This window comes from Streptomyces aureocirculatus (assembly GCF_000720475.1).
Classification (GTDB): domain Bacteria; phylum Actinomycetota; class Actinomycetes; order Streptomycetales; family Streptomycetaceae; genus Streptomyces; species Streptomyces aureocirculatus.
Map to the genome: position 1 here is coordinate 61681 of NZ_JOAP01000010.1, position 13332 is coordinate 75012.

The 13332-nt window shown below is 74.2% G+C and carries 7 protein-coding genes; 4 read left to right on the forward strand and 3 right to left on the reverse strand.

Annotation, left to right across the window (positions count from 1 at the left end):
• Nucleotides 1-4 precede the first annotated feature (4 nt).
• Entirely contained in the window at nucleotides 5-7297 is a 7293-nt protein-coding gene (locus IG78_RS0111815; RefSeq protein WP_030561991.1) for an amino acid adenylation domain-containing protein, read from the reverse strand.
• A gap of 126 nt (nucleotides 7298-7423) precedes the next feature.
• On the opposite strand from IG78_RS0111815, the gene IG78_RS0111820 reads away from it, so the two are divergent.
• Entirely contained in the window at nucleotides 7424-8587 is a 1164-nt protein-coding gene (locus IG78_RS0111820; protein WP_051852550.1) for a M20 family metallopeptidase, read from the forward strand.
• A gap of 78 nt (nucleotides 8588-8665) precedes the next feature.
• On the opposite strand, the gene IG78_RS0111825 is transcribed toward IG78_RS0111820, so the two are convergent.
• Nucleotides 8666-9670, reverse strand: coding sequence for an ABC transporter substrate-binding protein (locus IG78_RS0111825; protein WP_030561995.1), 1005 nt, complete (start codon nucleotides 9668-9670; stop codon nucleotides 8666-8668).
• A 147-nt stretch (nucleotides 9671-9817) separates the two neighbouring features.
• Here IG78_RS0111825 and IG78_RS0111830 point away from each other — a divergent pair, with 147 nt between their 5' ends.
• Nucleotides 9818-10600 carry an ABC transporter ATP-binding protein gene (locus IG78_RS0111830; RefSeq protein ID WP_030561997.1) on the forward strand — a complete coding sequence of 261 codons (783 nt, stop codon included), beginning with the start codon at nucleotides 9818-9820 and terminating at the stop codon, nucleotides 10598-10600.
• Here IG78_RS0111830 and IG78_RS0111835 read toward each other — a convergent pair.
• Nucleotides 10593-11627, reverse strand: coding sequence for an alpha/beta hydrolase family protein (locus IG78_RS0111835; RefSeq protein WP_225882010.1), 1035 nt, complete (start codon nucleotides 11625-11627; stop codon nucleotides 10593-10595). The genes IG78_RS0111830 and IG78_RS0111835 overlap by 8 nt on opposite strands.
• Before the next feature lie 279 nt (nucleotides 11628-11906).
• On the opposite strand from IG78_RS0111835, the gene IG78_RS0111840 reads away from it, so the two are divergent.
• Nucleotides 11907-12434, forward strand: coding sequence for a TetR/AcrR family transcriptional regulator (locus IG78_RS0111840; protein WP_225882013.1), 528 nt, complete (start codon nucleotides 11907-11909; stop codon nucleotides 12432-12434).
• A complete protein-coding gene (locus IG78_RS0111845) occupies nucleotides 12431-13309 on the forward strand; it encodes a fructosamine kinase family protein (RefSeq protein WP_030562003.1) in 879 nt (292 codons plus the stop codon). The genes IG78_RS0111840 and IG78_RS0111845 overlap by 4 nt, the downstream gene beginning before the upstream one ends.
• Nucleotides 13310-13332 lie beyond the last annotated feature (23 nt).

Sequence of the window (13332 nt, forward strand, 5' to 3'; positions counted from 1 at the left end):
GGTGTCACTTCTCCAGCTCGGTCAGTCGGTCGGCGACCACGCGGGCGATGTGCGCGATCGGCTCGGGCAGGGTCATGTCCTTGTGGGAGCAGGCGACATCGGTGTTGTCGACGCGTCCGCTCACGTAGGGCGCCCAGGTGTCGGGGGTGAGGGTGTCGTCGATGGTGTCGACGGTGGCGCGGAAGAACAGCACGTCGCCGTCGAACCCGCGGTGGTCGTAGGCCCGTACGAGGTCGTTGGTGTTGAGGTAGATGTCCGCGAGTGCCTCGATGGTGGCGGTGGGCAGGGCGGCGAGTGGGCTGTTCTCGCGGTGCAGGACCTCGACGACGTTCTCGGTCGTCAGGGCCTTGCCCGCCAGGCTGTCGGGGCCGTAGCCGCCCATCGTCAGGAGCGATTCGAGTGCTTCGGCGCGGTCGGGGACCGGTAGGTCGCGGAAGCCCTCCGCCGGGTAGGCGTCGAGGATCGCGAGCAGTTCGACGTCCTGTCCCCCGGCCTGGAGGTGGGTGGCGACGGCGTGCGCGATGATGCCGCCCGTGGACCAGCCGAGAAGCCGGTAGGGGCCGGTGGGCTGCGCCTCGCGGACGCGGGCCGCGTAGTGCGCGGCGAGCTCGTCGAGGGTGGCGGGCAGCGGGTCGGCGGCGGTGGCGGGGCCCACGCCCTGGGCCTGTAGGCCGTAGACCGGCACGTCCGGCGGCAGGTGCCGGATGAGACCCGCGTAGCACCAGCTCAGGCCGCCCGCCGGGTGCACGCAGTGCAGGGGCGCGCGGTCGCCTTCGCGGGCCGGGCGCAGCGGGAGCAGCACGTCGAGCGGATCGTCGTGCCGGTCGCCGTCGAGCACGGCGTCGAGGGCGGCGGCCGTGGGCGACTGGAAGACGGTGCCGATGGACACGTCGGTGCCGAACGCGGCGCGCACCCGGCCGGCGAGGCGCACGGCGAGCAGGGAGTGCCCGCCGAGGTCGAAGAAGTTGTCATCGGCGCCGACCCGTTCGAGGCCGAGCACATCGGCGAAGATCGCGCACAGTTGTTCCTCGCGCGGGGTGCGCGGGGCACGTCCGCCGTCTGCCGTCGCGGGGGCGCCGGGCGCGGGCAGGGCCTTGCGGTCCAGCTTGCCGTTGCCGGTCAGCGGCAGTTGGCCGAGCGGGACGATCGCGGCGGGCACCATGTGGGCGGGCAGCCTGCGCGCAGCGTGCTCGCGCAGGTCCGAGGTGTCGCACGGCTCCGTAGTCGACGGCACGGCATAGCCGACGAGCCGCTTGTCGCCGGGGGTGTCCTCGCGGACGACGACAGCGCAGTCGGCGACGTCGGGGTGAGCGGCCAGGACGGCCTCGATCTCGCCGAGTTCGATCCTGAACCCGCGGATCTTCACCTGGTGGTCGGCGCGCCCGAAGTACTCCAGGGTGCCGTCGGCCCTGCGCCGCGCGAGGTCGCCCGAGCGGTACATGCGGGTGCCGCCGGCGCCGAAGAGGTGCGCGTAGGGGTCGGCGACGAAGCGTGTCGCCGTCAGGTCGGGGCGGCCCAGATAGCCGAGGGCGACGCCTTCGCCCGCGACGTACATCTCGCCGGTGACGCCGGGCGGCACCGGTCGCAGGCGGTCGTCGAGGACGTACACGCGCAGGTCGGGGATGTTGACGCCGATGGTCGGGGAGGTCGCGGTGGCGGCCGTGGCACGGTCGAGCGGGAAGTGGGTGACGTGGACGGTGGTCTCGGTGATGCCGTACATGTTCACCAGGGCCGGGGCGTCGGCGGCGTGCCGCTCGTACCAGTCGGTGAGCCGCCCGAGCTCCAGGGCCTCGCCGCCGAACACCACGTAGCGCAGGGCGAGTTCGTGTCCGGGCTCGTCGCGGTCGGCGGCGGCGAGCTGGTAGAAGGCGGACGGCGTCTGGTTGAGGACGGTGACGCGCTCCGCGGCCAGGAGCCGCAGGAAGGCGCGGGGGTCGCGGCTGGTGAGGTGGGGTACGACGACGACCTTGCCGCCGTACAGGAGCGCGCCCCACAGTTCCCAGACGGAGAAGTCGAAGGCGTAGGAGTGGAAGAGCGTCCATGCGTCGTCGGGGCCGAACGCGAACCAGTGGTCGGTGGCGGTCAGGAGCCGGGTGACGTTGTGGTGGGAGACCACGACGCCCTTGGGGCGGCCGGTGGATCCTGACGTGTAGATGATGTACGCGGGGTCCTGTGGCGCAAGCGGTCTGGTGCGGTCCGCCTGGCGCAGCGGTGTGTCGGCGTACGCGGCGGTCGCGTCGCTGTCGACGGTGATGACGGGCAGCGCGTGGGCGGGCAGCAGGGCCGCGGTGGCCGTGTCGGTGACGACGGCGGCGGGCGCGGCGTCGCCCAGCATGTACGCGAGGCGTTCCTGCGGGTAGTCCGGATCGAGCGGCAGGTAGGCGGCGCCGGACAGGGACACCGCGAGGAGGCCCGTGACGAGTGCGGTCGACCGGGGCAGCGCGAGGGCCACGACGGCGCCGGGGCCGATGTCGCGGGCGGCGAGCAGCCGGGCCAGGCGGTGGGCGCGGGCGGACAGTTCGGCGTAGGTGAGCCGTTCCCCGTCGTGGCTCACGGCGATGCGGTCGGGGTGGCGGCGGGCGGCCTCCTCGTACACCTCGGCCAGGGTGGTGGGTGTGGCGGGGCCGTCGGGCAGGGGCTGGGCGTTGCCGTCGACGAGGGCGCGGCGCTGTTCGTCGGCGCTCAGCAGCGGCAGCAGCCCGAGCGGGGTGTCCGGGGCCTCGGCTGCGGCCGTGAGCAGTCGGGCGAGGCGGTCGGCGAGTGCCTGGGCGGTGGCGCGGTCGAACAGGTCGGTGCGGAATTCCAGGAAGCCGCCGATGCCGCCGCCGGTCAGCTCGCCGGCGTTCAGCGTCAGGTCGAACTTGGCCGTGCCGGAGGGGACGGCGGTCATGCGGGCGCTGATGCCGGGCGCCAGCGCGAAGGTGGTGTCGGGGACGGACTGCCAGGCGAGCATCGTCTGGAAGAGGGGGTGCCTGCCCAGTGAGCGGGCCGGGTTGAGTGCTTCGACGAGGTGGTCGAAGGGCAGTGCGTCGTGCTCGTGGGCGGCGAGGGTGCCGGTGCGCACCCGCAGCAGCAGGTCGCGGAACGTGGGGTCGCCGGAGGTGTCCGTGCGCAGCACGACGGTGTTGGTGAAGAAGCCGACGAGGTCCGCGGTGGCGTCGTCGTCGCGGCCCGCCACCGGGGTGCCGAGCGGGATGTCGGTGCCGCAGCCGTGCCGGGTGAGCAGGGCCGCGAGGCCCGCCTGCACGGTCATGAAGACACTGGTGCCGGTGGTGCGGGCCAGTTGGGTCAGGGCGGTGTGCGCGGTGGCGTCGAGCGTGAAGGGGACGGTGTCGCCGTGGTGCGAGGCGACGGGAGGCCGTGGCCGGTCCGTCGGCAGCTCCAGTTGGTCGGGCAGTCCCGCCAGGGCCTCCTTCCAGTACGCCAGGTGGCGCCCGGCGAGCGCGGTCGGCGCCTGTGCCGTGCCGAGGAGCCGCTCCTGGTGGGCGGCGTGGTCGGCGTACTGCACCGGCAGCGGGGCGAACCGCGGGGCGCGGCCCGCGAGCCTGGCGGCGTACGCGGTGGCGAGATCGCGGGCCAGGGGCGTGGTGGAGGCGCCGTCGCCGGCGATGTGGTGCAGGAGCAGCAGGAGGGTGTGGCGGTCGGGTGCGGTGCTGAAGAGGGTGGCGCGCAGCGGGGGTTCGGCGCCGAGGTCGAAGCAGTGCCGGGCGGCCGCGGCGAGGTCCTCGCCCGGTTCCGCGAGGCGCAGGGCAGGCCGGGCCAGGGGGTCGTCCGCGTCGAGGATGCGCTGGCGGGGCAGTTCGTCGGTGCCGTCCGACGCCGGGTAGAGCGTCCTGAGCGTCTCGTGCCGCGCGCTCAGGTCGTGCAGGGCGAGGGTGAGGGCGCCGTGGTCGACGGGGCCTTCGAGAGCGAGGGCGAGGGGGATGTTGTACGTGGCGCTCGGGCCCTCCAGGCGGTGCAGGAACCACAGGCGCTGCTGGGCGGGCGACAGGGGGAGGTCGCCGGCGCGGGGGACGGGGGTGAGCGGGATCGCGCGCGCCCCGGTGGCGGCGCGGTCCCGGGCGCGGACGAGGGCCGCGAGCCCGGCGGGCGTGGGGGTGCGGAAGACGTCGGCGAGGGAGACATCGGCGGTGAAGGCCTCGCGGACGCGGGCGGCGAGCCGCGCCGCGAGCAGGGAGTGGCCGCCGAGGTCGAGGAAGTCGGCGTCGGGTGCGACGGCGCCGTCCAGGCCGAGGAGGTCGGCGAAGAGCCCGCGGAGGATCTCGGTGTACGGGTCGTCGGTGGCCGCCCTCGTTCCCGTGCCGGCGGGCGCCTCCGGCTCGGGCAGGGCGCGGTGGTCCAGCTTGTCGTTGGCGGTGCGGGGCAGCGCTTCGAGGAGGGTGACGGTGGCGGGGACCATGTGCTCGGGCAGCACGGCGGCGAGGTGGTCACGCAGCGCGGCAGGGTCGACCCCGGGGCCCGCCAAGGCCTCGTCACCGGCTCCGGCTCCGGCTCCGGCTCCGGCTCCGGCTCCGGCTCCGGCTCCGGCTCCGGCTCCGGCTCCGGCTCCGGCCAGCGGTACCGCGTACGCGAGGAGCCGTTTGCCGGTGGCGCCGTCGCGGGCGATGACGGCGGCCTGGGCGACGCCCGGGTGTGCGGCCAGGACGCTGTGGATCTCGCCGAGTTCGACGCGGAAGCCGCGGATCTTCACCTGGTCGTCGGTGCGCCCGAGGAACTCCAGGGTGCCGTCGGCGCGACGGGACACCAGGTCGCCGGTGCGGTACATGCGGCCGCCGGGATCGCCGTGCAGGGCGCCGAAGGGGTCGGCGACGAACCGCTCGGCGGTGAGGTCGGGCCGCCCGAGGTAACCGCGGGCCAGGCAGGCGCCCGCCACGTACAGTTCACCGGCCACCCCGTCGGGGGCGGGGCGCAGGGCGGCGTCGAGCACGTACGTACGGCTGGCGCGCACGGGCCGTCCGGTGGCGTCGGCGCCGGTCCAGCAGTACGCGTCGACGGTGGTCTCGGTCGGCCCGTACAGGTTGAGCGGGTGCAGGCCCGCCACCTCGGAAAGGCGCCGCCACAGGGGTTCGGGCACCGCCTCGCCGCCGACAACGAGGACGGCGGGGTGGTGCCCGCCACCGTCGAGGAGCCCCTCGGCGATCAGGGCGTCGGCGTAGGAGGGCGTCACGTCGAGGTAGTCGACGCGGTGGGCGTGGACGTAGCCGGTGAGGGCGGCGGGGTCGCGGTACGTGGCGTCGTCGAGCAGGTGCAGCTCGTGCCCGTGGACCATCCACAGGAGCGGGTCCCAGGAGGCGTCGAAGGCGAAGGAGGCGCTGTGGGCGACGCGCAGTCGGGGGCGGCCCGCGCGGGCGACGGCCGGGGCGATGTGGTCGGTGCCGTGGCCCGCGAGGAGGTTGGCCAGGGAGGCGTGGGTGACGACAACACCCTTGGGGCGGCCGGTGGAGCCGGAGGTGTGGATGACGTAGGCGGCGTCTTCGGGGGCGGGGGCGGCCGCGGGGGTGAGACCGGGTCTCTGTGCGAGGGCGGCTCCCAGGTCCGGTGCGTCCAGGGCCAGTTCGGTGGCGGTGTGGGCGGGGAGCGCGGCCAGCGTGCCGGTGGTGCCGAGGACGCACACGGGGCGGGCGTCCGCGAGCACCGCGGCGGTCCTCGCGGCCGGGTGGCCGAGGTCGAGGGGCTGGCACACGCCGCCCGCCTTCAGGACGGCGAGCAGGGAGACGACCATGTCGGTGCCGCGCGGCAGGGCGAGGGCGACCGGCGTCTCGGCGGTGACGCCGTGGGCGGCCAGTTCGTGGGAGAGCCGGTTGGCGGCGGCGTCGAGCGCGGCGAAGGTGAGCCGCGTCGTGCCGCAGCGCACGGCGACGGCGTCGGGGGTGCGGGCGGCCTGCGCGGCGAAGGCTTCGGGCAGCGTCGTCGTGGCGGGTCCCTCGGCGCGGCCCGCGGTCACCCGGCGTACGGTCTGCGCGTCGAGGAGGTCCAGGGCGCCGAGGGGGCGGTGCGGGTCGGCCAGGAGCTGCTCGGCGAAGGCGCGCAGCAGGTGCTGGAACACCCGCTGGTGGCAGGCGAGTTGATCGGCGTCGTAGCGGTCGGCGGCCGCGTCGAGACCGAGGGCGAGGCTGCCGTCCGCGCCGGGCCAGGCACCGATCGCCAGGTCCTCGACGGGGCCCGCGGCCAGGTTGCGTACGGTGCCGGGCAGTCCCGCGAAGTCGAGGGGTTCGGCGTCGAAGGGCTTGATGTTCACCATGGGGCCGGTGAGGGGCGCGGCGGCGGAGCCGAGGCCCAGGTCGCGGCGCAGATCCGCCTGGGGGTAGCGCTGATGGCGGCGCACGGCGCGGATCTCCAGGACGACCCGCCGCAGCAGTCCGGCCACGCTGTCGGCGGGCCGCACGGCGATGCGCAGCGGCAGCACGTTCACGGTCATGGCGGGCGTGCGCAGGGCGGCGGGGCCGCGGCGGTTGGTGACGGGAAGGCCGAGCACCACCTCGGGGGCGCCGGTGACGCGATGCAGATGGGTGGCGGCAGCGGCGACGACGAGCTCCGCCCAGGTGGCCTTGGCGGTGGCCGCCGCCGCGGACAGGCGGTCGAGGTCCGGCACTTCGCCGCTCACCTTGTGCGGGGCCCGGGTGCCGCCGCCGGTGGCGGGGCGGTCCGACAGGGTCACGGGGGCGGGGGCACCGGCCATGCGCCCGGCCCAGAAGTCGCGGTCGGCGCGGTAGCCCTCGCCGTTCAGGTACGCGCTCTCGTCGTCGACGAGTGCGCGCAGCGGCGCGAAGCGGGCCTCGGGCGCCTGTTCCTCGCGCGAGAAGGCGGTGTAGAGCTCGGCGACGCGACGGCCGATCAGTTGGAGGGCGTAGGCGTCGACGGCGATGTGGTGGACCCGCTGGTACCACCAGAGGCGGTCGTCGGCGAGGCGGATGAGCGCCTGCGTCATCAGGCCCCGTGCGTCGCCGGCGTCGGCCCGGCGGGCGAGGTCCTCGCGGATCCAGGCGTCGGCGGCCTCTTCGGGCAGGGCCGCCGTGCGCAGGTCGAGGCGGTGCACATGGACGGAAGCGGGGTCCGCCACCCACTGGTGCGGCTCGCCGTCCGTCGTGCGCACCCGAAGGCGGAGCGTCTCGGCCTCGCCCACGGTCCGCAGCACGGCGCGCGCGAGCCGCTCCTCGGCCGCGCCCGCCAGGCACCCGTGAACCTCCGTCAGATCCGCGGTGTGCAGGGCGGGGCTGCCGGGGTCGAGTTCCTGCGCGTAGTGGATGCCCGCCTGGGCGGCCAGGAGCGGGAACGCGTCGTCCGGACGCTGCTGCATGCGTACAACTCCTCGTGGATCGAAGCGCACCGGACCACCAGCGCGAAGTTAGGTAAGCCTAAGCTATGTTCCTGGGTGCCACGGCGCGAGCTCCCGCGCGCGCCGACACCCACATGAAGAGGACCCATGCCCCACACCGCCCACGGCGAGCCCCGCGACGCCGTCCCTCACGACCGGGACGTCAAGTCCGCCGTGCAGCAGGAGATCGCGCGGCACCGCGACGACCTCCTCGCCCTCAGCCGCCGCATCCACGGCCACCCGGAGACGGCCTTCACCGAACACCGGGCGGCCGCCTGGTGCGCCGAGGCGCTGAGCGCGGCCGGATTCGCGGTGCGCTCCCCCGCGTACGGTCTGGACACCGCGTTCGACGCGAGCGTCGGCTCGGGGCCCCGGACCGTGGCGATCGTGTGCGAGTACGACGCCCTGCCGGGGCTCGGGCACGCCTGCGGCCACAACCTGATCGCCGCGGCGGGCATCGGCGCCGCCCTGGGCCTCGCCCCGTTCGCCGACGAACTCGGGCTGCGCGTACGGGTCATCGGCACACCGGCGGAGGAACGCGGCGCGGGCAAGGCCCTGATGCTGGAGCAGGGCGCGTTCGACGGGGTGGACGCGGCGATGATGGTGCACCCGTGCCCGTTCGAGACGGCCGACTTCCGGTCCTTCGCCCTCGGCACGCTCTCGGTCACGTACACCGGCCGCGCCGCGCACCCCAGCCTCAATCCGCACGAGGGGCGCAACGCCGCCGACGCCCTGACCGTCGCCCAGGTCGCGCTCGGCCTGCTGCGCCAGCAACTGCCGCCGCGGTGGCGGGTGCACGGCATCACCACGGAGGCGGGCACGGCTCCGAACGCGATTCCGGCGCGGGCCACGGCCGAGTACGAACTGCGGGCACTGGCCGCCGAGGACCTCAGCGAGCTGCGCGCCCGCGTGGAGGACTGCTTCCGCGCGGGCGCCCTCGCGACGGGCTGCGAGGTGACTCTCGACCGTCCGGAGCCGGACTATCTCGACTTCCGCGGGGACCCCGCGCTCATCGCGCTGTGGACGGCGAACGCGCGCGCCCTCGGCCGCCCCGAGCCGGTCGAGCGCCCGCCGTTCGCCTGCACCGACATGGGCAATGTGTCCCATGTCGTGCCGTCCATCCACCCGGTGCTCGACATCAGCGGCGGGGCGTGCGGGCCGCACGAGCCCGAGTTCGCCGAGGCGGCCGTCGCACCGGCCGCCGAGCGGGCGCTCGTCGACGGGGCGACGGCGATGGCGTGGACGGCGGCCGACTTCGCACGGACCGGGTGAGACCCGCCGTACCGACCGGGCGAGGCCGGGTTCCCGGTCCGTGCGTCGTGACCGCACGGACCGGGAACCCGACGCGCATCAGGAGGCGGTCAGGGCCTTCGTGATGTCCTCGACGACGGCCTCGCCGGCCAGCGGGCCGCCCCGGGTGGACCACACGGAGCCGTCGACGGTCACCGCGTGCTTCTTCTTCACGGCGTTCAGGCCCTTGTAGGCGGGCTTGGACTGCACGTCCTTGAGGGCCTTCTCGCCGTCGGAGGTCAGCGTGGACAGGAACAGCCAGTCGCCGTCGATCTGGTCGATCTTCTCCAGACTCAGCGACGGCGTGTGCGCGTTGCCGTCCTTGTTCTGCGCCTTCGGTCGCTTCAGGCCCATCTCCAGGGCGACACCGCCGGCGAACTGCTTCTTCTCCATCCAGCTCGGGCCGTCCGGGTTCCAGCGGACGATGGACACCTCGGCGCCCTTGTCGGCGCCGAGCTTCGCGCCCGCGGACTTCGCGGCGGCCTCGTGGTCGGAGATGACCTCGTTGGCCTTGTCGAGCTTGTTCACGGCGTTGCCGACACCCCGGAAGGACAGCTTCCACTCGTCGGTGGGCGCCATCGTGACGAGCGTGGCGGGGGTGATCTCGCGGAGCTGCTCCAGGACCTGCTCGTCCTGCATGTCACCGGCGAGGATCAGATCCGGCTTGGCGGCGATGACCTTGTCCATGACCGGTTGAAGGAGGTTGCCGACGACATCGACGCCCTCGACCTTGTCGGCGAGGTAGGCCGGGGGCTTGTTCATGCCCTGGCCGTTGGTGATGCCCACCGGCTTGATCCCGAGCGCCAGGACCGCGTCGAGGTCCTCCTGGGTCAGGGTGACGATGCGCTTGGGGTGCGCGGGCACCTTCACCGCCTTGCCCGTGGCGTCCTTGACCGTACGGGTCGCCGACGAACCGGCCTTGTCCGCACCCCCCTTGCCGCCAGCGCCCTCGTCGTCCTTGTCGGAGCCGCAGCCGGTCAGCAGGAGTGCGGCCGCCCCGAGGGCTGCGACCACCTTCGCCGCACGGCGCGGCGCGAGGAGAGCGGATCTGTGGGGCTGGTTCATCAAAGGCTCCGTGTTCATGGGGACATGACGGTGCGCGGGGGGTGGCCCGGCAGGACGCACCCCTCGTACCGCAAGCTAAGGTTAGCCTTACCTTATAGCCATGGAGGAAGGGGGCCGTCTCGTTCCTCGGGGAGGACGAGGCACACAGTGGAACTGCGCGTTGAGCGACTCACCGCCGGATACGCCGGACGCACGGTGGTCGACCAGGTCGACCTGACGATCGGCTCCGGGCAGGTGGTGGCCGTCGTCGGACCGAACGGATGCGGCAAGTCCACCCTCCTTCGGGCCATGGCCCGGCTCCACGAACCCACCTCGGGACGGGTCCTGGCCGCAGGCACCGACGTGTGGCGGATGCGGCAGCGCGATGCCGCGCACCGCATCGCCCTGCTCCCCCAGGCCCCGCAGGCGCCGGAGGCCGTCTCCGTGGCGGGCCTGGTGCGGTACGGCCGCCATCCGCACCAGGGCCTGTTCCGCCAGTGGTCCCGCGACGACGAGCGGGCGGTCACCGAGGCGCTCGACGCCACCGGCACGGCCGCGCTCGCCGACCGCCGGCTCGACGAGCTCTCCGGCGGCCAGCGCCAACGCTGCTGGCTCGCCATGGCGCTGGCACAGGAGACCCCCGTCGTCCTGCTCGACGAACCCACCAGCGCGCTGGACATCGGCCACGCGGTGGAGGTCCTCGACCTGGTGCGCGCCATCGCGGCGGGGGGCCGTACGGTCGTGATGGTCGTGCACGACCTCGCCGCCGCGGCGCGCTACGCCGACACGGTCGTGGCGATGCGGGACGGCCGCGTCGTCGCGTCCGGGCCGCCGCGCGAGACCATCGATCCCGCGCTGGTACGCGAGTTGTACGGCATCGACGCCGAAATCCTCTTCGCGACCTCCGACGGCGCCCCGGTGGTGGTGCCCACCGCCTCGCCCCTCACTTGACCTCGACGCGCCCCTGCGGCTCGGGGTCGGCGGCCAGGGCGGCGCACGCCGCCTGCCAGGCCTTGCCCCCGTCGCCCCCGCCGTCCGAGGAGTGGAGTGCGCTGCGGAGGTAGGCCCAGGTGAGCCGCTGGACCGCCGCCACCCGCGCGGGGTTCTCGTCCGTGGTCTCGGCGACGTCGTACCCGGAGACGCCGCCGAGCCCGTGCTCGCCGCCGAAGAGGGTGAGCAGGGCCTTGGGGCCCGGGGCGAGGGTGTAGGGGTCGGCGTGCCAGTCGGCGCCCATGACCGTCAGATGGGCCGATTCGTCCTTGTCACCGGCGACCACGAGCGTGGGCGTCGTCATCGCAGAGAAGTCCGGGGCGCCCATGAAGCCGAAGCTCCGCGCCGCGAACTCGCTCAGCGCGCCTCCGCCCCTGCCCGGCGCGGCGAGCAGCACACCCGCCGTGATCCGGGGCTCGGTCAGGTCCACCTCGGTCCCGTCGTCCGGGTCGGTCAGCCGGGCACCGAGGAGCAGGCTCGCGGTGTGCCCGCCCATCGAGTGTCCGGCCACCGCGATGCTGCCGTGGTCCAGGCGCCCGCGGAGTTGCGGGACGGCGTCCTCGATCGCGTCGAGCCGGTCGATGATGTGCCGCATGTCCTGTGCCCGCGACCGCCAGTACAGCGGCGCGCCGGGGGTGTCGGCAGGGAGGCTCAGCGTGCTCGAACTCAGATGGGTGGGCTGGATGACGGCGAAGCCGCGCGCCGCCCAGAAGTCGACTAGGGGCGCGTAGCCGTACAGGGAGGAGAGGTGGCCGGAGTGGCCCTGGCCGTGCGAGAGGAGGATGACCGGTAGGTCGCCGCCGGTCGTGGGCGCGGAGACCCGCACCTCCAGGTCGACGGCGCGGCCGGGTACGGGCAGGACCACCGGGGTGACGGAGAGGACCGGGGCGGGCGAACCGAAGGCGCTGTCCGCGCCAGTGGTTTCGCCGGTGGTCTCGCTGGTGGCTCCACTGTGCGTGTGCGTGGGCGTGTGCGTGTGCGTGCTCATGATGTGCGTGTCCCTTTCGAGGGCCGCTGCTGCCGTGCGCGTGCGGCGAATGCGGCGAACGGCGAGCAGATACGGCGAGGAGCACCCGGCTTCGACTATGCTTGAAGCGGAGCGTTGTTCCGATTACGATACGGAGCGCTGTTCCGCTTTGTCAACGATCATCGGAAGGAGAGCGCGGTGCCCGATCCGAACCCGTCCGCAGCGGCGCCCGACACCAACCGCTCCGCCAAGGGGCCGGGCCGAAACAAGCGGGCCGACGCGCAGCGCAACGAGCAGACCCTGCTCACCGCCGCCGCCGCGGTGTTCGTCACCTCCGGCGTCGATGCGCCGATCCGCCGGATCGCCGCCGAGGCGGGCGTGGGGATGGGGACGATCTACCGCCACTTCCCCACGCGCGCGGATCTCGTCGTCGCCGTCTACCGCCACCAGGTCGACGCCTGCGCCGAGGCGGGACCGCGTCTCCTGGACAGCGCGGACTCCCCCTTCGCGGCACTCCGTGAGTGGGCCGACCTCTTTGTCGACTTCCTGGTCACCAAGCACGGACTCGCCAACGCGATGCAGTCGAACAGCGGCGGCTTCGAAGCGCTGCACGCCTACTTCCTGGACCGTCTCGTACCCGTGTGCGAACAGCTCCTCGACGCCGCGGCCGAGGCGGGGGAGATCGACCCCGGCACCCGTGCGTACGAACTGATGCGAGGCATCGGCAACCTCTGCGTCGGGCGTGACAGCGACCCGCGCTACGACCCGCGCCGCCTCGTCGACCTGCTCCTCAAGGGCCTCCTGCGACCGCGGTCCACCTCCGCATGACCGCCCGCCCCACGGGCGCCGAAGGTCCGGGCGCCGCGGCGTCCCGCCTCACCGGCCTCCCCGTCACCTCCGCACGCCCGCTCTCCGGAGCGCTCACCGAAGTCACCCTCGACGGCGGCCGCGTGGTGGTCGTCAAGCACGACGACGCGCCCGGCGCGGTACGGGCCGAGGCGGCGGGGCTGCGCTGGCTCACCGCCGCCGGGACGGTGCGCGTGCCCGCGGTGCACGGACACGACGGGCACTGGCTGGTGATCGACCGGGTACCGCAAGGCCGGGCGGGCGCGGACGCGGCGACACGGTTCGGCCGGGACCTCGCCGCCCTGCACGCCTGCGGTGCGCCCGCGTTCGGCGCCGCGCCGCCGGGCGGACCGGAGGACGCGTACATCGGGCGCGCCCCCATGCGCAACGTCCCCGGCGGCGACTGGCCGGACTGGTACGCGGAACACCGGGTGCTGCCCTATCTGCGCCGCGCGGTCGACGAGGGCACGGTGCTGTCCGCCGAAGCCGCCCTCGTCGAGGGCGTCTGCACGCGCCTTCCCGACCTCGCGGGGCCCGCCGAACCGCCCGCGCGACTGCACGGGGACCTGTGGAGCGGCAATGTCCTGTGGGGCGCCGACGGGCACGTGCGGCTGATCGACCCGGCCGCCCACGGCGGCCACCGCGAGACCGACCTCGCGATGCTCCACCTCTTCGGCTGCCCCCACCTCGACCGCGTCCTCGACGGCTACCAGGAAACGGCACCGCTCGCCGACGGCTGGCAGGACCGCGTCGGTGTGCACCAGCTCTTCCCCCTCCTCGTGCACACGGTGCTCTTCGGCCGGGGCTACGCCGAGCAGGCCGTGGCGGCCGCGCGCTCGGCTGCGGCGGCGGGGTGAGGCGTACGGGACGGGAGAGCCGG